23 protein-coding genes and 1 tRNA gene are annotated in these 21,863 nt (G+C 69.3%); 7 read left to right on the top strand and 17 right to left on the bottom strand.

Annotated features, from left to right (window positions below; genetic code table 11):
- Nucleotides 1–20 precede the first annotated feature (20 nt).
- The 3 genes from OB2597_RS12495 to OB2597_RS12485 form a co-directional block, all read right to left on the bottom strand.
- Entirely contained in the window at nt 21–656 is a 636-nt protein-coding gene (locus tag OB2597_RS12495; RefSeq protein ID WP_009805938.1) for a TetR/AcrR family transcriptional regulator, read from the bottom strand.
- Nucleotides 657–809: 153 nt separating this feature from the next.
- On the bottom strand, nt 810–2,714 hold the full coding sequence (locus OB2597_RS12490; RefSeq protein WP_009805937.1) for a sulfotransferase: 1,905 nt from the start codon (nt 2,712–2,714) through the stop codon (nt 810–812).
- Nucleotides 2,711–3,049 carry a hypothetical protein gene (locus OB2597_RS12485; protein WP_009805936.1) on the bottom strand — a complete coding sequence of 113 codons (339 nt, stop codon included), beginning with the start codon at nt 3,047–3,049 and terminating at the stop codon, nt 2,711–2,713. The genes OB2597_RS12490 and OB2597_RS12485 overlap by 4 nt, the downstream gene beginning before the upstream one ends.
- 165 nt (nt 3,050–3,214) lie before the next feature.
- On the opposite strand from OB2597_RS12485, the gene OB2597_RS12480 reads away from it, so the two are divergent.
- The 5 genes from OB2597_RS12480 to OB2597_RS12465 are packed head-to-tail and all read left to right on the top strand — an operon-like array spanning nt 3,215 to nt 7,066.
- Nucleotides 3,215–3,826, top strand: a complete 612-nt coding sequence (locus OB2597_RS12480; protein ID WP_009805935.1) for a DUF4178 domain-containing protein — start codon at nt 3,215–3,217, stop codon at nt 3,824–3,826.
- Nucleotides 3,823–5,115, top strand: a complete 1,293-nt coding sequence (locus OB2597_RS12475) for a DUF4178 domain-containing protein (protein WP_009805934.1) — start codon at nt 3,823–3,825, stop codon at nt 5,113–5,115. Before OB2597_RS12480 ends, OB2597_RS12475 begins: the two co-directional genes overlap by 4 nt.
- 12 nt (nt 5,116–5,127) lie before the next feature.
- The gene (locus OB2597_RS22285) at nt 5,128–5,292 is read left to right on the top strand and encodes a hypothetical protein (protein WP_009805933.1); all 165 of its coding nucleotides are present in this window, start codon (nt 5,128–5,130) and stop codon (nt 5,290–5,292) included.
- Between the two features lie 12 nt (nt 5,293–5,304).
- A complete protein-coding gene (locus OB2597_RS12470) occupies nt 5,305–5,523 on the top strand; it encodes a DUF350 domain-containing protein (RefSeq protein ID WP_009805932.1) in 219 nt (72 codons plus the stop codon).
- 4 nt (nt 5,524–5,527) lie between these two features.
- A complete protein-coding gene (locus OB2597_RS12465) occupies nt 5,528–7,066 on the top strand; it encodes a polyamine aminopropyltransferase (protein ID WP_040609307.1) in 1,539 nt (512 codons plus the stop codon).
- On the opposite strand, the gene speD is transcribed toward OB2597_RS12465, so the two are convergent.
- The 9 genes from speD to OB2597_RS12420 all read right to left on the bottom strand — a co-directional run bounded on the left by speD (nt 7,033) and on the right by OB2597_RS12420 (nt 15,216).
- Nucleotides 7,033–7,395, bottom strand: coding sequence for an adenosylmethionine decarboxylase (gene speD / locus OB2597_RS12460; RefSeq protein WP_009805930.1), 363 nt, complete (start codon nt 7,393–7,395; stop codon nt 7,033–7,035). The two genes, OB2597_RS12465 and speD, sit on opposite strands and share 34 nt — an antisense overlap.
- 264 nt (nt 7,396–7,659) lie before the next feature.
- Nucleotides 7,660–8,454, bottom strand: a complete 795-nt coding sequence (locus tag OB2597_RS12455) for an enoyl-CoA hydratase-related protein (protein WP_009805929.1) — start codon at nt 8,452–8,454, stop codon at nt 7,660–7,662.
- A 63-nt stretch (nt 8,455–8,517) separates the two neighbouring features.
- Entirely contained in the window at nt 8,518–9,453 is a 936-nt protein-coding gene (locus tag OB2597_RS12450; RefSeq protein ID WP_009805928.1) for an AEC family transporter, read from the bottom strand.
- Nucleotides 9,453–10,250, bottom strand: coding sequence for an MBL fold metallo-hydrolase (locus tag OB2597_RS12445; protein WP_009805927.1), 798 nt, complete (start codon nt 10,248–10,250; stop codon nt 9,453–9,455). The genes OB2597_RS12450 and OB2597_RS12445 overlap by 1 nt, the downstream gene beginning before the upstream one ends.
- A complete protein-coding gene (locus OB2597_RS12440; RefSeq protein WP_009805926.1) occupies nt 10,250–11,065 on the bottom strand; it encodes a TatD family hydrolase in 816 nt (271 codons plus the stop codon). The genes OB2597_RS12445 and OB2597_RS12440 overlap by 1 nt, the downstream gene beginning before the upstream one ends.
- A gap of 12 nt (nt 11,066–11,077) precedes the next feature.
- The gene (locus OB2597_RS12435) at nt 11,078–12,238 is read right to left on the bottom strand and encodes a DNA polymerase III subunit delta' (RefSeq protein ID WP_009805925.1); all 1,161 of its coding nucleotides are present in this window, start codon (nt 12,236–12,238) and stop codon (nt 11,078–11,080) included.
- Nucleotides 12,235–12,888, bottom strand: a complete 654-nt coding sequence (gene tmk, locus OB2597_RS12430) for a dTMP kinase (RefSeq protein WP_009805924.1) — start codon at nt 12,886–12,888, stop codon at nt 12,235–12,237. The genes OB2597_RS12435 and tmk overlap by 4 nt, the downstream gene beginning before the upstream one ends.
- Complete coding sequence (locus tag OB2597_RS12425) at nt 12,885–14,105, bottom strand: D-alanyl-D-alanine carboxypeptidase family protein (protein ID WP_009805923.1); 1,221 nt, start codon at nt 14,103–14,105, stop codon at nt 12,885–12,887. Before OB2597_RS12425 ends, tmk begins: the two co-directional genes overlap by 4 nt.
- A 58-nt stretch (nt 14,106–14,163) precedes the next feature.
- Complete coding sequence (locus OB2597_RS12420; RefSeq protein WP_009805922.1) at nt 14,164–15,216, bottom strand: SPOR domain-containing protein; 1,053 nt, start codon at nt 15,214–15,216, stop codon at nt 14,164–14,166.
- A gap of 191 nt (nt 15,217–15,407) precedes the next feature.
- Here OB2597_RS12420 and OB2597_RS12415 point away from each other — a divergent pair.
- Nucleotides 15,408–15,497: transfer RNA gene (locus OB2597_RS12415), tRNA-Ser, on the top strand.
- A 174-nt stretch (nt 15,498–15,671) separates the two neighbouring features.
- On the opposite strand, the gene OB2597_RS12410 is transcribed toward OB2597_RS12415, so the two are convergent.
- From OB2597_RS12410 to OB2597_RS12390, 5 genes are all read right to left on the bottom strand, one after another.
- Entirely contained in the window at nt 15,672–16,430 is a 759-nt protein-coding gene (locus tag OB2597_RS12410; protein WP_009805921.1) for a fumarylacetoacetate hydrolase family protein, read from the bottom strand.
- 249 nt (nt 16,431–16,679) lie between these two features.
- Nucleotides 16,680–18,323, bottom strand: coding sequence for an AMP-binding protein (locus tag OB2597_RS12405; RefSeq protein ID WP_009805920.1), 1,644 nt, complete (start codon nt 18,321–18,323; stop codon nt 16,680–16,682).
- Nucleotides 18,324–18,366: 43 nt separating this feature from the next.
- Nucleotides 18,367–19,527: an acyl-CoA dehydrogenase family protein gene (locus tag OB2597_RS12400; protein ID WP_009805919.1), complete on the bottom strand. Its 1,161-nt coding sequence runs from the start codon at nt 19,525–19,527 to the stop codon at nt 18,367–18,369.
- The gene (locus OB2597_RS12395) at nt 19,527–20,327 is read right to left on the bottom strand and encodes an enoyl-CoA hydratase family protein (protein ID WP_009805918.1); all 801 of its coding nucleotides are present in this window, start codon (nt 20,325–20,327) and stop codon (nt 19,527–19,529) included. Before OB2597_RS12395 ends, OB2597_RS12400 begins: the two co-directional genes overlap by 1 nt.
- Nucleotides 20,324–20,824, bottom strand: coding sequence for a MarR family winged helix-turn-helix transcriptional regulator (locus OB2597_RS12390; protein WP_009805917.1), 501 nt, complete (start codon nt 20,822–20,824; stop codon nt 20,324–20,326). The genes OB2597_RS12395 and OB2597_RS12390 overlap by 4 nt, the downstream gene beginning before the upstream one ends.
- A gap of 170 nt (nt 20,825–20,994) precedes the next feature.
- Here OB2597_RS12390 and OB2597_RS12385 point away from each other — a divergent pair, with 170 nt between their 5' ends.
- Complete coding sequence (locus tag OB2597_RS12385; RefSeq protein WP_009805916.1) at nt 20,995–21,825, top strand: alpha/beta hydrolase; 831 nt, start codon at nt 20,995–20,997, stop codon at nt 21,823–21,825.
- Nucleotides 21,826–21,863: the final 38 nt, after the last annotated feature.

Below are 21,863 nucleotides of genomic sequence, written 5' to 3'. Positions count from 1 at the left end.
GACGAGTATGTTTTTGTCTGTCAATCGGCCGCGCGCAAACCCGCGACCAGCGGCGCCACCATCTTTTCGGCCAGCGCGACCCGGTCGGCCTCGGTTTCTCCGGGTTGCGGGCGGTACCAGAAGATCGACCACTGCAGCCCGCCGAGCAGCACCTTGACGGCGATCGACACGTCGCGCGCGGCGAGCGTTCCCTCGGCGATGGCGTCCTCCAGCGTCGACTTGAAGAGCTGCTCGAGCGTGTCGCGCGTGGCGATCAGGTCGCGCATGGTCTGGCGCTGGCCCTCGGTCGTCTGGTCGAACCGGTGAACCTGGACGCCCTGGGCCACGACGGTCTCGTAAGTGTGGTGCTCCAGCATGGCGCGGGCATGGGCCAGCAGCATGGCGACCAGGCGCTCCCGCGCCGGTCCGCCGCGGTCGTGGACCGGCCTGATGGCAGAGAAAAGCCGGTCCATCCCCGTCCGGTGCACGTCGAAGAAGAGGTCGGTCTTGGTCGCGTAGTGGTGATAGATCCGGCCCTTGGTCGCGTTCAGCCGCGTGGCGACATCGTCGACCGTGGTCGCATGGTAGCCGCGCTCCATGAAGCACTGTGCCGCGGCCTCGATGATCTCGGCCTTGCGCCAGCCGGCCGGTTTATCGTCCTTTTTGGTGCGTGACATGTTCCCCCCGTTCCGGTCCGCCTTCCGACCGGGATACGGGATAGTACGCCGCGGGCGATTTGTCGCCCCTGTCCTGATCGCCCCTGTCCTGCTCGCCCGGGTGCCGGGCTGTCCGGGCCGCGCCCCTGCTGCCCGCGCGGACGGCCCGCCCGCTCAGGGCCGGGCCAGGGCCGCGCGCGCCGTAGCCGCCTCGAAGGTCAGTCCCGCCGCGTCGATCACCGGCCTGATCTGGTCGAGGTCCCCGGACGAGAGCGCATCCGCGTCCACCTCGAAGATCCGCGCGCCGCTGCCGCGCAGCAGGTTCAGCCGGAAATCGTAGGCATTGCAGAACGGTGTCCAGTATTCCGGGCTGGTGGAATGGCGTGCCATGAAAGAAGTCCGGCAGAGGCTGTCGAGAACCTTGCCGCGGTCACGGCGCACGATCACCCAGATCGCCTGCGGATAGGCGCGGTCGAACAGCTGCCACAGCAGGGTGAGCTTGGGGTCCTTGAACCCCCAGGGTCCGCTGCCGTCATAGCCTTCGCGCCGCAGCGCCCGGGTGATCCGGCGCGCCAGCGGCGGGCAGGGGGGAAGCACGTCCCGGGGGGGAAAGCTGCGCACGCCGAGCGGATCGGCCCCCATGTCCGACAGCAGCGGCTTGACGATGCCGTCGCGGATCACGCGGCTCTCGAAATAGCCCTGCGGGTTCTCGCGGTTGCCCGGCACGGTCTCGCCCAGCCAGAGCCCGTGCGCATGCAGCACGCGCATCGTCATCGACGTGGCGGACCGGGGCAGGCCGGTGACCAGGACGGGCCGCCGCCGGATGTCGGCGATGGCCGGGCGCACCGAGGCGGGGCGTGCGGACCACGCCTTCCGCGTCTCGTCGATCCAATCCGCGATGTGGCCCGGGTCCAGCACCTCCTTTCGGATGGTGGTGGCGCAGGGATAGGCATTCTCGGCGCGGGCGTCAGGGCCCCAGAACCAGTGCGCGGTCCGGTTCATGATGGCGAGAAGGGGCACGCCGCACAGCCCCGCCATGTGCCAGTTGGCACTGTCGACCGAGATCACGCCGGCCAGCGGCCGGATCATGTTGATCGTCTCGACCGGGTTCGCGGCGACATCCGCCAGCGGCACCATGCAGCGTGCGTCGGCGGTGAGGATCTCGCGCTCCTCGGGGGTCATGTCGAACTGCAGGGCCAGGAACCGGGCGTCGCGCGGCAGCAGGTCGAGAAAGACCCTGAGCGCGATATGCCGTTCCTCGCGCCGGTTCTGGCCCGAGCCGCCGCGCCAGCAGATCCCCCAGACCGGCGGCTCGCCCGTCCTGCGGCGCGGGCTGTCGAAGGTGACGGGTGCCGCGACACGGCCGGTCCGGGCAAAGCCGCGCCCGACGAAATCGCCGGCCAGATGGGCGCGCAGGCCCTGATGCGTCTCGGTCAGCTCCTCGTAGGGGAGGTAGGTGGCGCGGGGAAAATACCGGCGGATGAGCGGCCCGTACTTGCGCAGGCCGACAAAGCGCGCGGTCTCGTGCGCGCCCTCGTGGCGGACATGCGCCAGGTGGAACAGCACGTCGCCCAGCCCCTGTTCCAGGATGATCGTGTCCTCGTCCTGTCCGGGATCGGCGGGCAGGGGCACGTGCACCATCGCCTTGGGCACCGTGCGCGGAAAGAGGATGGCGTTGTGCCGGCAGGCATAGAGGGGGAACCCGGTGCGATACCGCCGCGCCCAGAGCATGTGCAGCCCCGCCGTCGTCCGGAAATCGTCGCGCTCCTTCTCGGTGACGCCGGGGTCGGTGCGCAGCCGCCTGGCCGTCGCCGGGTCGCGCAGCCTCAGCGAGAGGCGATAGCGCATCGGCCGCCAGAGCTGCGTCGGAAGCTCGGCGTTCAGGCGCCGCGCCAGGGCGAGGTCGCCGGTCTGGTAGAGCGCGCAGCCCAGCTGGAGATAGGCCAGACGGGCCCGGTCGCGCGGATCCTCGGGCGGGGCCGGGATCAGCGGCTCGATCAGGGTGTGGCAGTCCGAGACCCGGCCCGCGTTGAAGGCCTCCTGCGCCCGGGCGAGAATCGTGCCAGCCTCCTCCGTCACGGCGACCTCGGCGTGGCGAGCCTTGCGGGCGGCACCCGCTCGGCCGCCTCGTCGTTCACCGCGCTGCGCGGCATCGGCCGCCCCCGGGCGTTCCGCGTGCAAGCGAGGTTGATGCCGAAGGGGCAGGGGGTCTCGTCATACCGGTCCACGGGGTTCGGCACCGCCGGAGAGCGCGCGGGGCCTTTGGCGTGATCGCGCCGCGCCGCGCGGGAACCCATCCGGCGCGGCGGGTCGTGCAACACCGGGCTCTCGGTGTCGCCCAGGCGCCGGCCGACCGCGACCGACCCGCTTTTCGGGGCGTCGGGACCGCGCAGATGGGTGATGGTGAAGTGCATGGCCCGCCTCGTGCCGCAGCGCACCGGCAGCGCCGGTTCACCGAATTGGTAAGTTGAAAGCCGGTCCCTGACAAGCGTGGGGCGTCGCCGGTTGCGCCCGCCCCGCCGACGCGGCAAGCTGGGGCCGTTCCCGACCGAACATCCGTCACGAAGGCTCCGCGTTACATGGTCCAGATGTCCTGCCCCAACTGCGGAGACCGCGTCGAGACGCGGTCCGGGGTGCGGATGCTCACCTGTCCCTCCTGCGGGACGACCCTGCTGATCGAGGACGAGGTGGTGAAGGCTGCAGGGCAGGCCGGCGTGATGCACGAAGCGCCGCTGCTCTTCGGCATCGGCGACCGGGTGCACTGTCCGGCGGGCGTCTTCGACATCCTCGGCCATGCGCGGTTCAGCTATGGCCGCGGCTGGTGGGACGAATTCTGGGCCCTCGATGCAGAAGGTCACCCGGCCTGGCTCTCCATCGACGAGGGGGACGTGGCCGTGCAGCGCCGGCTGCGGGGCGAGGCGGGGCCGGGCGGCGGCATGGCGCTGCGCCTCGGTGACGGCTTCCGGTTCCGCGGCGACGACTACCGCGTGACCGAGATCGACCTGGCCGAGTGCATCGCCCTGCGCGGCGAATTCGACGAGGCCCTCTCGGTCGGCGAGACCTATCGTTTCATCAACGCGCTCTCGCAGGGTGGCGCGCTCCTGTCGGGAGAATTCCAGGACGGCAGCGCCCTGTGGTTCGAGGGCGAATGGATCGACCCGTTCGAGGTCCGGACGGAGCGCGCGGCATGACCCGGGCGCAGGGGATCACCGCCGTCAACTGCACCTCCTGCGGGGCGGGGCTCGACATTCTCGGCGGCGGCCGCGTCAGCACCCATGTCTGCGGCTATTGCGGCGCCGCGCTCGATGCCAACCAGGATTACGCGGTCATCGCGAGGTACAGCGGTCTTCAGCGGCCCGAGACGCCCCTCGCCCTCGGCATGGCGGGCGAGATCGACGGCGTGGCCTTCACCGTCATCGGGATCCTGGCGTGGGAGGAAATCTGGCAGGGCAGCGTCTGGACCTGGGTGGATCACCAGGTCTTTTCGCCCACCCATGGCTATGCCTGGCTGACGGTCGAGGAGGGGCACCTGATCTTCTCGCGCCGCTATAGGAAACCGACCCGACCCGCCTTTCTCACGTCCGCCACCGTCGAACGGGCCGAAAGCCGCCCCGTCGTTCGGACCGGAAGCGGCACCTACCGCTATTACGAGACCAGCACCGCGCGCATCACCTTCGCCGAGGGGGAGTTCAACTGGGAGCCGAAGGTGGGCGACCGCGCGACGGCCGTCTCGATCCTGGGGCGGGACGCGATGCTGACGTTCGAACACAGCACGACCGAGCGCGAGGTGGAAATCTCGACCTGGCTTCCGCCCGCGACCTACGCCGCCTTCGGGGCCGTCGCGCCGGCGCGGGCCAGCCGCAATCACCCGCTGATGCCCTATCCAGGACGACGCCTTCCCCGGTTCTATACGCTGGCCGCGGTCGGCCTCGCGGTGCTGGCGGTGATCGCCGGACTGGGCCTGTCCTCGATGCGCGGCCGTGCCGTCGCCTCGGCGCCCGAGATCCCCGTCGCCTCGCTGCCGGTCGACATCGCCTTCGATCTGACAGATACCGACCGGCTTGCCACGATCCGGCTGCAGGCGGATGTCTCGAACTCCTGGGCCTATGTCGACGTCGCCCTGACCGACCCCGAGGACCGGCCCGTCTTCGAGGCGGGGCGTGAGATCGGGTTCTACCATGGCCGTGACGCCGACGGGCGCTGGACCGAAGGCTCGACCGTTTCGACCCTGCGTTTCCACCCGCCGATGCCCGGCCGCTACACCCTTTCGCTCGACATGCCGGAAAGCGGCACCTGGCAGCGCGGCGGCGCGGCGGCCAGCGCGCTCTCGGTCCGCGTCGTCGAAAGCCAGTCGTCGGGCCTGTGGCTCTTTCTCCTGGCGTTCGTCTTCGGGCTGATCCCGGGCCTCTTCCTGCTGCGTGCGCTTCTGGCCCACAAGCGGCGCTGGAGCGGCAGCGACTGGACGGATGAGGATGACTAGGGGGCGGCGATCATGATGGTGCTCAGGATCCTCTTTCTGGCAATCGGCCTCTCGGCCATCGCGGGGACGGCGTGGCTCGGCTATTACGGGATCGGCAGGGACAGCACCGATCTCGACCGTTCGGTGCGGGCCGGCTCGGCCGGGCGGGTCATCGGCACCGGCGGGCGCATCAAGTAGAAAGGAATGCCTATGTTCGAAGCGATCATTCTGGCCGAGGTCCTCTCGACCGTCTTCTATTCCGTCCTCGGCCTGGTCCTGATGGGGGTGGTCTGGTTCGTCATCACCTGGCTCGCTCCCTTTCCGGTGGTGAAGGAGATCGAAGAGGACCAGAACATGGCCCTCGCCATCCTGATGGGCGCGGTCTTCGTCGGCATGGCGATCATCATCGCCGCCGTGATCCTGTCCTGACCCCATGACATCCCGCCCGCGCGTGCAGCCGCGCGAGGTCTGGCTGCTGACCGCGACCTTCCTCGTCGCGGTGGCCGGACTGATCTACGAACTCATCGCCGCGACCCTCTCCAGCTACCTGCTGGGGGATTCGGTGCGGCAGTTCTCGTTCGTCATCGGCATCTTCCTCGCCTCGATGGGGCTGGGCGCCTGGGTGTCGCGCTATGTCCGCGACCCGCTGCCCGGCTTCGTCTGGGCGCAGATCCTGCTGGGCATCGCCGGCGGTTTCCTCGCGCCGGTGGTCTTCGGCCTCTACGCCTGGACGGGCGAGGTGGCGGTGCCGCTCTACAGCCTGCTGATCGCCGTCGGGATCCTGTCGGGTATGGAGATTCCGTTGATCGCCCGCACGTTGCACGGGATCGGCGCGCCCGAGTTCCGGTTCGAGAACGTGCTCAGCTTCGATTATCTCGGGGCGCTGGCGGCCTCGCTCGCCTTTCCGGTCCTGATCATCCCGCATCTCGGCCTGATGTCCGCCTCGCTCGCCTTCGGAGCGCTGAATCTCGCGGTGGCGGCCCTCTCGCTGTGGATCTTCCGCCGGGACCTGTCGCTCGCGCCGCTGGCGGTCTGGGCGGTGGCGGCCGTGGCGACGGGCCTCGGGCTCTGGCAGGCGGAGCGGATCGTCTCGCTCACCGAGGCGCAGCTATACGAGGACGACGTGATCCTGTCCGAGGACACGGCCTATCAGCACATCACCGTGACCCGGTTCCGCGACCGGATCCGCCTGTTCCTCGATCACTCGATCCAGTTCGACAGCTACGACGAGTACCGCTATCACGAGGCGCTGGTGCATCCCGCCATGGGGCTCGTGCCTGCCCCGAAACGCGTGCTGATCCTGGGCGGCGGCGACGGCATGGCCCTGCGCGAGGTGCTGCGCCACCCGGTCGAGGCGGTCACGCTCGTCGATCTCGATCCCCGCGTGACCGAGATCTTTTCGTCCCATCCCGATCTCGCCGCGCTGAACGGCCACAGCTACGACGACCCAAGGTTGACAGCTGTCAACTTTGACGCGTGGCGGTTCGTCGAGGACACGGAAGAGGCGTATGATGTCATCATCCTGGACCTGCCGGATCCCAAGACCCTGGCCCTCTCCAAGCTCTACAGCCGCGAGTTCTACGCCATGCTCGTCGATCGCCTGGCCGCCGGCGGGGCTGTCGTCACGCAGGCGGGGTCGCCCTTCTACGCCCGCCAGGCCTTCTGGTCCATCGTCGAGACGTGGGAGGCGACCCGCAACCCCTATGCTCCGGGCGCGGGGCTCAACGTGATCCCCTATCACGCGCTGGTGCCCTCGTTCGGCGATTGGGGGTTCGTCCTCGCCACCGTCGAGGACCCGGCGCCGCGTCCACTGCCTCTGCCCGAGGGGCTGGGTTTCCTCACGCGCGGCACATGGGCGGCGGCGCAAAGTTTCGACGGCGACACCGACCGCATCGCGGCCCGCGTCAATTCGATCCGCGATCACGCGCTGCTGGGATTTTACGTCGGTGCGTGGGAGAAATGGTTCCGCTGAACCGCCCGGATCTGGGTCCAGTCGGGCAGTAGCGCGCGCGCGAGGAAGTCCGCGGCCTTCTTGCCCTGGCCTTCGCCGCAGACGAAGATGTCGAAGGCGGCGTAGTCGTGTTCCGGCCAGGTGTGGACGGAGATATGGCTCTCGGCCAGCAGCAGCACGCCGGTCACGCCGGCGCTGTCCGGGAACTGGTGGAAATGGGCGGACAGGACCGTGGCCTCGGCCGCCTCGGCGGCGCCGCGCATGGCCTGTTCCAGCACGTCCGGATCGGTCATGCCCGCGCCGCCGCGATGGTCGACCAGAAGATGTGTGCCGGGGCTGAAGTCATCCATGCGCCGTTTCTAGCGCCCCGCCGCGAGAAGGGGAATACCCGCTTGCGAGAGGTCCGGCGATCCCGTCCATCACGAACTCACCGGCGGGCAGGGCCGGCCTTGCGGCCGGACCGGACCTCGGGGGGACCCCTGCCGCCGGCACAGTCCCGCGGGCCGAGGTGCGCTGCCCGGGGCAACAATGCGCGGCGGGCGCAGGCTCCCGCACCGGATGGGCCGCGCCTCTTCCACAGGGGCGGGGGCGCGTGCTCGCCCGGGCCGGATGGATCAGGAACCGCGGAAGGCCGGCTTGCGCTTTTCGACGAAGGCCGCCGCCGCCTCGCGGTGATCCTTCGTGTCGGTGCTGCAGGTGTGATTGTCGGCCTCGAGATCCATCACCTCGACGAGCGATCCGCCGCCCGCCGCGAGGTTGAGGTTCTGTTTCATCCGGCCCAGGGCCAGCGGCGCGCCCTCGGCCAGCGGTGCGGCGAAGGTCAGAGCCTCGTCCAGGGCCGCGCCCGCGTCGACCGCGCGGGTCACCAGGCCGATGCGTTCGGCCTCCTTCCCCGAGATCACGGGCGAGAAGAGGTAGAGCTCCTTCGCCTTGGCGGTCCCGAGGATCTGGGTCAGGAAATAGGTGCCTCCGAAATCCCCCGAGAGGGCGACCTTGGCGAAGGCCGTGGTCAGCTTGGCGGTGTCGCTTGCGATGCGGAAATCGCAGGCGAGCGCCAGCGACAGCCCTGCGCCCGCGGCCGCGCCCTCGATGGCGGCGATGGTCGGTTTCGGCATCTCGTGCAGCAGACGGCTGCAGTCCATGCGGTGCCGCAGGTTGCGGCGCTGTTCGTAAAAACTCTGGTCGCGGCCGGACCCCTCGTTCATCGCCTTGACGTCGCCGCCGGCGCAGAAGGCGCCGCCCGCCCCGGTCAGGATCACGGCGCGCACCTCGGGGTCCTCGGCGGCCTTCTCCAGCTCATCGTGCAGGCCGAAGATCATGGGCCGGCTCATGGCGTTGCGCCGGTCCGGACGGTTCAGCGTCAGGACGAGGATCCCGCCCTTGCGTTCGATCAGCAGATCATCGGTCATACTATCCTCCATTTTGCGGAAGACTATTCCGCAGATCGAAATGGGTGTCCAGAGGCGCGGAGGTCACGGCAGGATCGAGAGCCAGAACCAGACCGTCAGGATCGAGCCGATGGTCGTCAGCAGCACGGACGAGGCCGCGATGCGCTTGGCCCGGTCGTAGAGGCTGGCGAAGACGTAGGTGTTGATGCCGGGCGCCACGGCGGCGGTGATGAGGGCCGAGCGGAACTGGGCGGTGTCCAGCGCGGCCAGTCCGCCGAAGACCCAGACCAGCGCGGGGTGGATCAGCAGGGTGATCATCGCGATGACCAGGACGATGCGCAGGTCGCCCTCGATCCGGTACTGCACCAGCACGCCGCCGACGGCGAAGAGCGCCGCCGGCACGGTGGCCGCCACCATCATGGTCACCGCGTCCATGACCGGCGCCGGGATCGGGACCCGCCCGAGGTTGACCGCAAAACCCAGTAGCAAGGCGATGACCAGCGGGTTGCGGATCATTTGGCGCCCGATCTGGCCCATGACGCGCAGCGGGTTGAGCCCGGCGCCGCGGGCCCGCACCGCCTCCATCGATGCGATGCCGACCGTGTAGCAGAATGGGGCGTGGATCGCGATGATGGCGAAATTCGCCTCGAGCGCCGAGGTGCCGTAGGCGCGTTCGGTGATCGGAAGGCCCAGCATCAGCGTGTTCGAGAAGAGGCAGCAGAAGCCGATGGCGACGCAATCCTCGAGATCGCGCCGGAAGATCAGCAGGGCGGCGAGGAAGCCGAGGACGTAGCTGATCGTCGCGGCGGCATAATAGCTCAGCAGCAGGGGCGCGCGGAACTGCTCGCCGATGTCGAACCCGGCGACGGCGTTGAACAGCAGGCAGGGAAAGGCATAGTTCTGCGTGAACCGCATCAGCCCGTCGACGGCGCCCTGGGAAAAGCCGCCAAAGCGCGTGGCGGCATAGCCCGCGCCGATCAGCAGGAACACCGGCAGGATGACGGTGATCAGGGATCCCATCAGATGGCGTACACGATCTGCATCCCGTCATGGGCGGGGCGGATGTGCGCGGGTGTCTCGCCGTCGACGGTCGCATAGTCGAGGTCGATATGCATGTTCGTCAGCACCGCGCGTCTCGGGTCCGCCCGGGCGATCCAGTCGAGCGACTGCTCCAGGTGCGAATGCGTCGGGTGCGGGTCGCGGCGCAGCGAGTCGAGCACCCAGCAGTCGAGATCCTGCACGGCCTCCCATGCCTCGTTCGACATGTCCGCCACGTCGGGGAGATAGGCGAAGTCGCGGATGCGGAAGCCGAGCGCGTCGATCGAGCCGTGGTTCACGCGGAACGGCGTGAAGGTCACCGGACCGCCGGCGCCGTCGATGACGAAGGGGCCGTCGATGGTCTTCATCCGCAGGATCGGCGGATAGGGCGAGCCCTCGGGCTGGACGAAGGCATAGGCGAACCGGTCGAGCAGGGCGGTCTGCGTGTCGCCATCGGCCCAGACCGTCAGCCGCTGGCGCATGTTGAAGACGATCATCCGCAGGTCGTCGAGCCCGTGGACGTGATCGGCATGGGCATGGGTATAGACCACGGCGTCGAGCGTGCCGACGCCCGCGTCGAGCAGCTGGCTGCGCATGTCCGGCCCGGTGTCGATCAGCACGCGGGTGATGCCGCTGTCCTGTTCCTGTTCGACCAGCAGGGCGCAGCGGCGGCGGGTGTTGCGGGGATCGGCCGGATCGCAGGCCCCCCAGTGTCCGCCGAGCCGGGGCACGCCGCCCGACGACCCGCAGCCGAGAATGGTAAAGCGCAGTTCTCCCATCAGGCGGCCTGCGCCTCCTGCCATTGCACCGCCTTCTGGAACAGACGGTCGAAATTCGCCTGGGTCGCGGCGGCGAAGTCCGGGTAGGACAGGCCGAAGACCTCGGCCCCGACCCTGGCGGTATGGGCGGTATAGGCCGGTTCGTTCCGCTTGCCCCGGTGCGGCGGGGGGGCGAGATAGGGGCTGTCGGTCTCGACCAGGATCCGGTCGAGGGGCGCGGCGGCGAAGATGTCGCGCAGCTCCTGCGACTTGGGGAAGGCGGCGATGCCGGACATGGACAGGTAGAACCCCAGGTCGAGCGCGGACCTGGCAAGGTCCGCTCCCGAGGAAAAGCAGTGCATCACGCAGGAAAAGGGCGCGTTGGCATGTTCCTCGGCCAGGATGCGGGCCATGTCGTCATCGGCCGCGCGGGCGTGGATGATCAGGGGCAGCCCGGTCTCGGCCGCGGCCGCGCAATGGACGCGGAGAGAGGCCTGCTGCACCCCGGCGCTTTCGGCGGTGTAGTGATAGTCGAGCCCGCTTTCCCCGATGCCGACCAGCTTGGGGTGCTTCGCGATCCCGACCAGCTGATCCACGGTCACGGGCTCGTGCTCGGCCGCCGACATCGGGTGTACGCCGAAGGCGTGGAACACCTCGGGATGCGCCTCGGAGATGGCCTGCACCTTGGGCAGCGAGGGCAGCTTGGTGCAGATGGTGACCATGCGGCCGACCCCGGCCTCGATCGCGCGGGCGATCACCGCGTCGCGCTCGTCGTCGAAATCGGGAAAGTCGAGATGGCAGTGGCTGTCGGTGATCTGAACGGTCTGGGAGGTCATAGGGCCCTGAAATCAGGCGGCCTGACCGCCCGCGATGCTCTGAAGTTTGAAGACGGTATCAAGGATCAGCGCGGCAGGGTCAAGGTTGACCGCCTCGCCGTGGCGGAGCCGCGCGCCGATCTCTTCCGCCGCCTGTGCCCAGGCCCGTCCCGCGGCGGGCGAGGGGGCCAGCCGGGCCAAGATCGCGGCCTCGTCCGGCGCGGCCTCGACGGCGGGGGGGCGGCCCGTCGCGCCCGTCCGCGCCAGTCGCGACAGCGCCAGGTCGATCAGGTGGAAAAGCAGGGCGCGCCGCTCTTCGCCGCCGCGCGCCGCCGCCATGTCGGCCAGGGCCTGGGCGCGGGCGGCGTCGAACCGGGGCATAGTGCCCAGCAGGGCGACGAGGTTGTGATAGGTGGCCAGCCCGTCCAGCGCGACGAGGCGGACCGCCTCTCCGACCGAGCCGCCGGCAAGCTCGGCCAGCGCCTCGGGGGCGGCGCCCGTCGCGATCTCGGCCTGATCGAGCGCCTCGGCGATGGCCGGTGGCGGCAGCGGCGCGAGGCGCAGTTCGCGACAGCGGGACCGGATCGTCGGCAGGAGGCGCGAGGGCTGGTGCGCGATCAGCAGCAGGACCGTGCGCGCCGGTGGCTCTTCGAGCAGCTTGAGGATGGCGTTGGCCGCGTTGGGGTTCAGGTCGTCGGCCGCGTCGATGATGACGACCCGGCGGCCCCCATCGACCGAGGAGAGCGAGAAGAAGGCCTTGAGCGGGCGCGCGTCCTCGACCCGGATCACCTTCGAGAACTTGCCGTCGCGCAGGTTCTTTTCCCGCTCTTTGTCGGTCGATCCGGCGCCGCCGCGCCGCAGGACGAAGAGCCCCGGCTCTGCGCCCGAAAGCATCCGCCGCGCCACCGGATGCTCGGCCGCGATATCCAGCGATGCGGGCGGGTGGGGCGCGCCGAAGAGGCCGTCGTCGCCGGGATCGGGGGTAGCCAGCAGGAACCGGGCGATGCGCCAGGCGAGCGTCGCCTTGCCGACGCCGCGCGGCCCCGTGATCAGCCAGCCGTGGTGCAGCCGGCCCGAGGTGAAGGCGGTGAGAAAGGCCGCCTCGGCGGCGTCCTGACCGATCAGGCGGGGGGTCTCGCGCGGGTGGGGCGCGCCTTCGATCCGGTCGGGTTCGGGAAGCTCCGCCTCGCTCATGCGGTTTCGCCCTCGGACAGGGCGGTGCGCGCCGCCGTCAGCACATCGGCCGCGACGGTCCCTTCCGGGCGGGCGCCGTCGATCACGCGGAACCGGGCGGGAAATTCCCGCGCAAGGTCGAGAAACCCGGTGCGCATCCTCGCTTGCAGGCCGGCGCCGAAGTCCTCGAACCTCTCTTCGATCCCCTGCCGCCCCTTTGCGCGCGAGAGGCCGACCTCGGGGTCCATGTCGATGAGAAGGGTGAGGTCGGGTTCGATCCCGATCATCAGCGCGTGCAGGTCGTCGACCGTGCGCCGCAGGTCGCCCCGGCTGAGCCCCTGGTACATCCGGGTACTGTCGGCAAAGCGGTCGCAGATCACCACGGCCCCGCGGTCGAGCGCGGGCCGGATGGTGCGTTCCAGATGATCGCGGCGGGCGGCGGTGAAGAGCAGTATCTCGGTCGCGGCGGACCAGCGGTCGGGATCGCCCTGCAGGACGAGCGCCCGGATCTCCTCGGCCCCCGGGCTGCCGCCCGGCTCGCGGGTCAGGACGACGTCGCGCCCCTCGGCCCGCAGCGCCTCGGCCAGCATCCGGGCCTGGGTGGACTTGCCCGAGCCGTCGATCCCCTCGAAGCTGAGGAACAGCCCGCGCCGCCCGGTCCCGTCGCTCAAGAGTTCGCCTCCTCCGCCTCGACCTCGGCGGGGGGCGTGTCCGAGGGCTTGCCGCCGCCGATCTCTGTCAGCAGGTGGTCGAGCGCGGTGGTCACGGTGACCATGAACCCCCCCTTGCGCACCGCCTCGCCGGCGACCAGCGGCACGCGGGTCTCGGGCAGGCCCTCGGGCGAGAGGATCAGTTCGGCCACCGGCTGTCCCAGGGCGACGGGTGCGCTGATCGGGCCGTTGTAGACCACCTCGGCCGGGATCTCGTCTCCGGCGAGCACGGGCAGGAGCGCGGTCAGGTCGTCCTCGGTGGTGAGCGAGACGGTCGGCACGTCGCCCATGTGCACGGTGGCCTTGGTCACCGTCTCGCCGGCCTTGAGCAGGGATTTCTGGGTGAACTGGCGGAAGGCCCAGTTGATGATCGCCTCGGATTCCTGTGCCCGCGCCGCGGTGGTCGGCAGGCCCGACAGGGCGAAGATCACGCGCCGGTCGCCCTGCTTGGCGGACCCCACGAGGCCATAGCCGGCCTCTTCGGTGTGGCCGGTCTTGAGCCCGTCCGCCCCGATCCCCAGCCCCAGCAGCGGATTGCGGTTGGTGTTGTTCTGCGGGGCGCGGCCGTCGAAGGCGAAGGTCCGTTCCGCGAAGAGCGGGTAGAAATTCGGGAAATCCTCGATCAGGCGCGCTGCGAGCAGCGCCAGGTCGCGCATCGACATGCGGTGACCGGCGGCCGGCCAGCCGTTGGAATTGGCGAAGGTCGAGTTGGTCATCCCCATCTTCTGCGCGCGCTGTGTCATGTAGCGGGCGAACCCGGCCTCGGTTCCGTCGGGCGACAGAGCCTCGGCAAGGACGACGCAGGCGTCGTTGCCGGACAGCACGATGATGCCCCTGAGCAGGTCCTCGACCTTCACGCGGTCGGTGGTGTCGAGGAACATGGTCGAGCCGCCGTAGCTCATCGCATGCGACGAGACGGGCAGTTCCTCGTCGAGCCGCAGCCGGCCGTCGCGCAACGCCTCGAACGCGATGTAGAGCGTCATCAGCTTGGACATCGAGGCAGGCGGCAGGGGCATGTCGGCGTTCTTGTCCAGCAGCACGGTCCGGGTGGTCAGGTCCATGACATAGGCGGCACGGGCCTGCGTGTCGAAGGCCGTGGCGGGCGCGGCGGCCAGCAGGATCAGGCCGAGGGCGAGACCTTTGACGGTCCGGATCAGGCGTGCGGAGGTGCGGGGCATGCGCGTCATCCTTTCTCCTTCAGGCAGTGTCGGGTGACGCGCCGGACGGAAGGCTCCGTCAGTTCGTCACCGCGTAGGCATCCGTGAAACCGGCCGCCTTGATCTTGTCGAGCAGCGCGGCGCGTTCGTCCGATGTTGTAGCGGGGCCGACGATGACTCGCCAGAAGGTCTTGCCCTGCGAGGACTGTTCGAGAACCGTCGGGATCATCCCGGCCTGGCGCATGGCGACGGCGGTGTTGCGGGCGTTCCGCTCGACGCTGAAGATGCCGATCTGCAGATAGGGCTTGTCGAGCCGCGACACCGGCCTCGGGGCGGGTGCGGGGGTGGCCGCCGCGGGGGCGGCGGCGGCCTCGGGCGCTGCGGGTGCAGCCGCAGGGGCGGGGGGCGCGGCGGTGGTGGCGACCTCGGGCTCCTTCTTCTGCCAGAACCAGCGGCGCTTTTTCCTCGGCGCTTCGGGAGCGGCGGCATCGACGGCGGTTTCGCCCACCGTTTCAGCCGCTTGCCCCGCATCCTCGGCCCGGTCGAGCGCCGCCGCGGCGCCCGCCACGGGATCGAGCGTCGCCGTCTCGACCGCCTCGGGGGCGGGCATGGTTTCGCCCGGATCGGCAGCCTCGGCCGTGTCGGCCTGCTCCGGGGCAGGGGCCGCGGATGGCGCTGTCGGCACCTCTTCGCGGCGCAGGGCGGTGACGTTGAGGTTCACCGGCTGCCCGGCCAGCATGCCGAGCGCCTCGGCCGCGTCCGAGGAGACCTGGAAGCGCGGGCCCGAGCGTTCGACCGAGGGTTTGAACAGCGCGCCGATGACGAACTTGTTATTCGCGGTGTTGCGGATCAGGGCGCGTTCGGGTTCCGTCACCGCCGGGTGCGCGACCCAGACACCGCCGAGCGAGGGGCGCCCGTCCCAGAGCCCGGCCTCGGATTCCTGGAAGACCTCGGGCGCCTCGACATCGCGTTCCACCAGGCGGGTCGATCCGCCCGCGGTGGTCGCCGCCGCACCGGAGGACTGAAAGAGCTGCCCGCCATCCTCGGCGCAGCCCGCCAGCAGCGCGGCCGCGCATACGCCCGCCACAAGCCGGTGCCGCGGCCCGCCGGTGATCCATTTCCCGAACGCCATTCTTCGCCCCTTTCCTGCACGGCCGAGCCGCGCGGCCGGAGTTCCGGCCCTGCCCTTTGTTTTGGCGCAGTCTACCCCTTGCGGCGTGCCGTGAAAAGTCTGGCGTCCGCGATCGGCGATTTTTCCCCGCGGCGCGTGGTCCCGATCCGCGCTTCCAGAATCGCCCGGGTCCCGCTAGACCGGCGCGACCGGGAGGAGTGGCAGAGTGGTCGAATGCACCGGTCTTGAAAACCGGCGTGCGTGAAAGCGTACCGTGGGTTCGAATCCCACCTCCTCCGCCACTTTGCCGGCAGCCTGTCCCCCGCCCCGCGGCGCGTGGCGCCGTTTACGGAAGCGGTCGGGCGACAGGCGCAGGCGGGGTGCCGTCGCTCGCGCGGCCGGAAGGGTCGGCTGCCGGGGCGCGCCATGCGCCGGGCGGGCGGCATGGCGCAGGGGGCTTGGGCGCCTGCCTTGGCCTACGCGTTGGCGACGGAATTGGCGAGCGTGCCGATGCCCTCGATTTCGATCTCGATGCGGTCGCCGGACCTCATGGGACCCACGCCTTCGGGCGTGCCGGTGATGATCACGTCGCCGGGGTTCAGGGTCATGATGCCCGAGACGAAGGCCACGATCCGGTCGATCGAAAAGATCATGTCGCTGGTGTTCGACTGCTGCCGGAGTTCGCCGTTCTGGCGGAGCGATATTGCCGCGTTGTCCGGGTCGAGCCCGGTTTCGATCCAGGGGCCGAGGGGCTTGTAGGTGTCGAAGGACTTCGCCCGGGTGAACTGCCCGTCCTTCTTCTGATAGTCGCGGTTCGAGACGTCGTTGCAGATCGTGTAGCCGAAGATGCAGGACCGGGCGTCGGCCTCGGGCAGGTTGCGGGCCTGCTTGCCGATCACGATGGCGATTTCCGCCTCGTAGTCGATCCTGGCGTCCTGGCTGTCCAGCAGGATGGTGCCGCCGTCGGGGATGACGGCGGACGGGGCGCACATGAAGAGCATCGGCTCTTCGGGGATCGCGGCACCGGATTCCTCGGCGTGACGCTTGTAGTTCAACCCGACGCACACCAGCTTGCCCGGCTCAACCGGCGGCAGGAGGGCGACGTCGGACAGCGGCAGCCTGTCCTCGGTGGTCGAGAAATCGCCGAAGATGTCGCCCCTTATCGGGCGCAGCGTGTCGCCTTCGACCATCCCGCAGGCGATTTGGTCGTTGTGCGTGTATCTCGCGATCTTCATTGGCTCGGGTCCTTGTCTGTCATGTCGTGTGTCGATTGTCTCTCTCGATGGCGGCGACCATACCGCGAAGTTCCGCGGTTGCCACCGTCAGGCCGTTGCGGGCCCGACCTTCGGGTTGAAGACCGGCTGCGACCGGCGGTTGCCGGAACCCCTCGCGCAGCATGATGTCGCGATAGGCCGGATGCGGAGAGAGCTCGAAGTGGGAGCGCAGGGCCGGTGCAGGGGTGACCGGAGCGCGGCGGCGGGTCTTCAGCGGGGCGCGCGTTTCAGGCGGAAGCGCTGGACCTTGCCGGTTTCGGTCTTGGGCAAAGCGTCGATGAACCGGACGGAGCGCGGGTACTTGTAGGGCGCGATCACCGCCTTGACGTGTTCCTGCAGGGCCTTGACCAGCTTTTCGCCGGCGGTGTGCCCCTCGGCCACGACGACATGGGCCTCGACGATGCTGCCGCGATCCTCGTCGGGCTGGCCGACGACGGCACATTCCGCCACCGCCGGGTGCGACAGGAGCGCGGCCTCGACCTCGGGGCCGGCGATGTTGTAGCCCGAGGAGATGATCATGTCGTCGTTGCGCGCGGCGAAGTGGAGATAGCCGTCCTCGTCCATGGTGAAGGCATCGCCGGTGATGTTCCAGCCGTCGAGCACGTAGCCCGCCTGCCGTTCGTCGGCGAGATAGCGGCAGCCCGTCGGCCCCCGCACGGCGAGGCGGCCGGTGGTGCCGGGGGGCACGTCGTTGCCCTCGTCGTCCACGACCCGGGCCTCGTAGCCCGTGACCGGCCTGCCGGTGCAGGCGGGGCGGTGGTCGTCGAAACGGTTGGTGACGAAGATGTGGAGCATCTCGGTCGCGCCGATCCCGTCGAGCATGGGTTTGCCCGTCTTCTCGATCCATTCGTCGTAGATCGGGGCGGGCAGGGTCTCGCCGGCCGAGACGGCCGCGCGCAGGGACGAGAGGTCCGCGCCCTCGTCCATCGCCCGCAGCATGACGCGATAGGCGGTCGGCGCGGTGAAGCTGACCGTCGCTTTGTACTTCTGGATGATGTCGATCATGTTGGGCGGGCTGGCGTTCTCGAGCAGCGTGGCCGCTGCGCCGAAGCGCAGGGGGAAGACGGCGAGCCCCCCCAGGCCGAAGGTGAAGGCGAGCGGGGGGGAGCCGACGAAGACATCCTCGGGCGTGACGTTCAGCACCTCTTTCGCATAGCCATCGGCGATGATCAGGATGTCGCGATGGAAGTGCATCGTTGCCTTGGGCGCGCCGGTCGTGCCGGAGGTGAAGCCCAGCAGGGCCACGTCGTCGCGGCCGGTGTCCACCGCGTCGAAGGTCACCGGCTTTTCCAGCGCCAGCCGGTCGAGTTCCGCGTCGTGGTTCGAGGTGCCGTCGAAACCCACGACCTTCTCGAGGTATTCCGAGGTCTTGGCACAGGTCGCCATCTCGTCCATCAGCCGCGTGTCACAGAAGGCGAACTGGATCTTCGCCTTGTCCACGATGGCCGTCAGCTCGCCCGCGCGCAGCAGCGGCATGGTGTTCACGACGACCGCGCCGGCCTTGGTCGCGGCCAGCCACACGGCGACCATGGCGGGGTTGTTGGCGGACCGGATCAACACGCGGTTGCCCGGCCTGATCCCGAGATCGGCCACCATGGCGTGGGCCAGCCGGTTGGTCCAGTCGGCCAGTTCCTTGTAGGTGCGGCGGCGGCCGTTGCCGATGAGCGCGGTGCGGTCGCCGAAGCCGCGCTCGACCATCGCGTCGGTCAGCTCGACGCCCACGTTGATCCGTTCGGGATAGTTGAACCGGTCGAGCAGGATGTCGGGCCATTGATCGGCGGGCGGGAGGTTGTCGCGGGTGAAGGTATCGACATGGGCCGAGGGGCCGAGGTCGATGATTTTCTGCGCCGTCATGTGTTCGGTCTCCCTTGTGCCGGTTCGTGCCGGTTTCTGTTCTTCAGCCCGCCATGGCTGCGTCGAGCGTCTGGCGGGCGATGATCACTTTCTGGACGTCGGACGCGCCCTCGTAGATGCGAAGCGCCCTAATCTCGCGGTAAAGCCTTTCCACGGTGTTACCGGACCGTACGCCGTCCCCGCCGTGCAGCTGGACGGCGGCGTCGATGACCTTCTGCGCCTCGTCGGTGGCAAAAAGCTTGGCCATCGCGGCCTCGCGGCTGACGCGGGACGCGCCGCTGTCCTTGGTCCAGGCGGCGCGGTAGACGAGAAGGGCGGCGGCATCGACGCGCAGCGCCATCTCGGCGATATGGGCCTGCACCATCTGGAGGTCGGCCAGCGGCTTGCCCTGCACCTCGCGGGACATCACGCGGGCGGTCGCCTCGTCGAGGGCGCGGCGGGCAAAACCGAGAGCGGCGGCCGCCACGGTGGTGCGGAACACGTCGAGCACGGACATGGCGATCCTGAAACCCTGGCCCGGCTGGCCGATCAGCGCCGATTTCGGCAGGCGCGCGCCGGAGAAGCGCAGGGTCGCCAGCGGATGCGGCGCGATGGTGTCGAGCCGCTCGGCGATCTCCAGCCCGGGGGTGTCGCCGGGCAGGATGAAAGCCGAGAGCCCCTTGGCGCCGGGGCCTTCGCCGGTGCGGGCGAAGAGGGTGTAGACATCGGCGATCCCGCCGTTGGAGATCCAGGTCTTCTCGCCATCCAGCACCCAGGCGTCGCCGTCGTCGCGGGCGGTCATGGTGGAATTCGCCACGTCCGAGCCCGATTGCGGTTCGGTCAGGGCGAAGGCCGAGATCGCCTTGCCCTTGCGGGTGAGGGGGAGCCATTCGGCCTGCTGGTCGGGCGATCCGAAGAGCGAGAGCGCCCCGGTGCCCAGCCCCTGCATGGCGAAGGCGAAATCGGCCAGGCCGTCATGCCGCGCCAGCGTCTCGCGGCTGAGGCACAGGGTGCGGACGTCGAGCGGCTGGGGGGTCGCGGGATCGACGGCCGTGGGTTCCAGCCAGCCGTCGGCGCCGAGCCGCGCCACGAGAGAGCGGCAGGTGGCGTCGGCGTCGTGATGATCGATCGGGCCGAGCGTGCCGGCCCAGTCGTCCAGCGCGGTGGCGTGGTCCTTGTGGGGGGACGTCAGGAAGGGCCAGTCGAGATAGGAGCGGTCGGCCATCAGTCGCCCTCGAATACGGGCGTTTCTTTGGCGACGAAGGCCTCGTAGGCGCGGGTGAAGTCCTGGGTCTGCATGCAGATCGCCTGCGCCTGCGCCTCGGCCTCGATCGCCTGGTCGAGCGACATGGACCATTCCTGCTGGAGCATGGTCTTGGTCATCATGTGGCCGAAGTTCGGGCCGTCGGCGATCCGGCGGGCGAGTTTCACGGCCTCGGCCTCGAGATCCTCCGCCGCGACGAGCCGGTTCCAGAAGCCCCATCTTTCGCCTTCCTCGGCGGACATGGCGCGGCCGGTGTAGAGCAGGTCGTTGGCGCGGCCCTGGCCGATGATGCGGGGCAGCATCGCGCAGGCGCCCATGTCGCAGCCCGCCAGCCCCACGCGGGTGAAGAGGAAGGCGCATTTCGCCTCGGGCGTGGCCAGCCGCAAATCCGAGGCCATGGCGATGATCGCGCCGGCGCCGACGCAGACGCCGTCGGCGGCGGCGATGATCGGCTTGCCGCAGTTGATCATCGACTTGACCAGGTCGCCGGTCATGCGGGTGAAGCGCAGCAGTTCCTTCATCGTCATCTTCGTCAGCGGGCCGATGATGTCATGCACGTCCCCGCCGGAGGAGAAATTGCCGCCGTTCGAGGCGAAGACCACCGCCTTGACCTCGTCGTCGTAGTGCAGCTCGCGGAACCAGTCGCGCAGCTCGGCATAGCTGTCGAAGGTCAGGGGGTTCTTGCGGTCCGGACGGTCGAGCCGGATCGTCGCGATCCCGTCGTCGATGTCGCAGCGGAAATGTGTCGTATCGGCCCTCATTCCGGGTCCTCCTCCTCGTTTCTGTGTGTCACCGCGTCGAAGCGGTCCGAGAAGATCCGCGCCTCCTCGGGCGTGAAGTCCTCGAGAAGTTCGCTGATCCATGCCTCGTGCGCGGCGGCCTGGCGGGCAAAGACCTCCTGTCCCTTGCGCGTCAGCCGGACGAGGGATGCGCGGCGGTCGCCGGGGACCTGCACGCGCACCACGAGCCCCTCTTCGGCCAGGCGGTCGACGATGCCGGTGACGTTGCCGTTGGATACGCGGAGCACGCCCGAGAGCGCGCTCATCTTCAGGCCGTCGTCGTAGCGCGCCAGGGCGGCCATCACGTCGAACCGGGGCAGGGTGGTGCCGAAGTCGCGCCGCAGCCTTTCGCGCAGCGCGGCCTCGACCCGGCGGGTGCTTTTCAGCATCCTGAGCCACATGCGCAGCCGTTCCTTCGAGGCGGCATCGGGGGCGGCGGCGGAGGTCCGGGTGTTGGCATCGGTGCCGTTGGGCGCCACGGTCGTCTCCTACGGTGATTTCGACGGAACTGACGGAAGGCTAGGCAGCGCCAAAAATTATTTCAAGCAAAAAAGGTTTGAGCTTGAAATATACGATTCCCGGCGTAACGATAGGTGCAAGGACCGGTGTCCCACGCAGGACGTCCGGCAGATCCAACAGGGGGTGCGTCGTGTTTTCCTTCGACGTGAAAGACTGGGATGACGCCTATGAGAACGGGCGGAACATTCCCGGCGGAACCGACTACCCGGCGGCCTGGGTCGAACCGGCCGCCGCCTTTCGCGAGGCGACGCAGGCCCGGTGCGATGTCGCCTACGGGTCCGGCGCGCGTCACCGCTATGATCTGTTTCTTCCCGAAGGGTCGCCGCGCGGCCTGTTCGTCTTCGTGCACGGGGGCTACTGGATCGCGCTGGACAAGTCCTACTGGTCGCACCTGGCGGCGGGGGCGGTGGCGCGCGGCTGGGCCGTGGCGATCCCGTCCTACGACCTGTGCCCCGACGTGAGCATCGCCGGGATCATCGCCCAGGTCGGGCAGGCGATCGCGCATGCGGCGGGCGAGATCGACGGGCCCCTCGTGCTGTCGGGCCATTCGGCCGGCGGGCATCTCGTCTCGGCGATGATGTGCCATGACAGCCCCCTCTCCGAGGAGCTGCGGGCGCGGCTGCGGCATGTCCTGTCGATCTCGGGCCTGCATGACCTGCGCCCGATGCTGCAGACCGCGCGCAACGAGATGCTGCGTCTCGACATGGACAGCGCCGAAGCGAACAGCCCCGCGCTGAAGCGGCCGCTGCCCGGGGTGGCGCTGACCTGCTGGGTCGGGGGCGGAGAGCGTCAGGAGTTCCTTCGCCAGACCGCGCTGCTGCCGAACATCTGGCATGGCCTCGGCGCCCGGACCGCTTCGGTGGTCGAGCCGGATCGTCATCATTTCAACGTGATAGACGGGCTGTGCGACGCGGGCTCGCCCATGATGCGCGCCGCGCTGGCACCGGTCGAGGAGAGGTGACACAGGATAAATGCTTGCATCCGTAACGCGTTACGCCG

Origin of the sequence: Pseudooceanicola batsensis HTCC2597 (assembly GCF_000152725.1) — a bacterium.
In the GTDB taxonomy this organism is placed as follows: domain Bacteria; phylum Pseudomonadota; class Alphaproteobacteria; order Rhodobacterales; family Rhodobacteraceae; genus Pseudooceanicola; species Pseudooceanicola batsensis.
The sequence above is the reverse complement of the archived record's forward strand: the minus strand, read 5'-3'. Positions and strand labels throughout refer to the sequence as shown.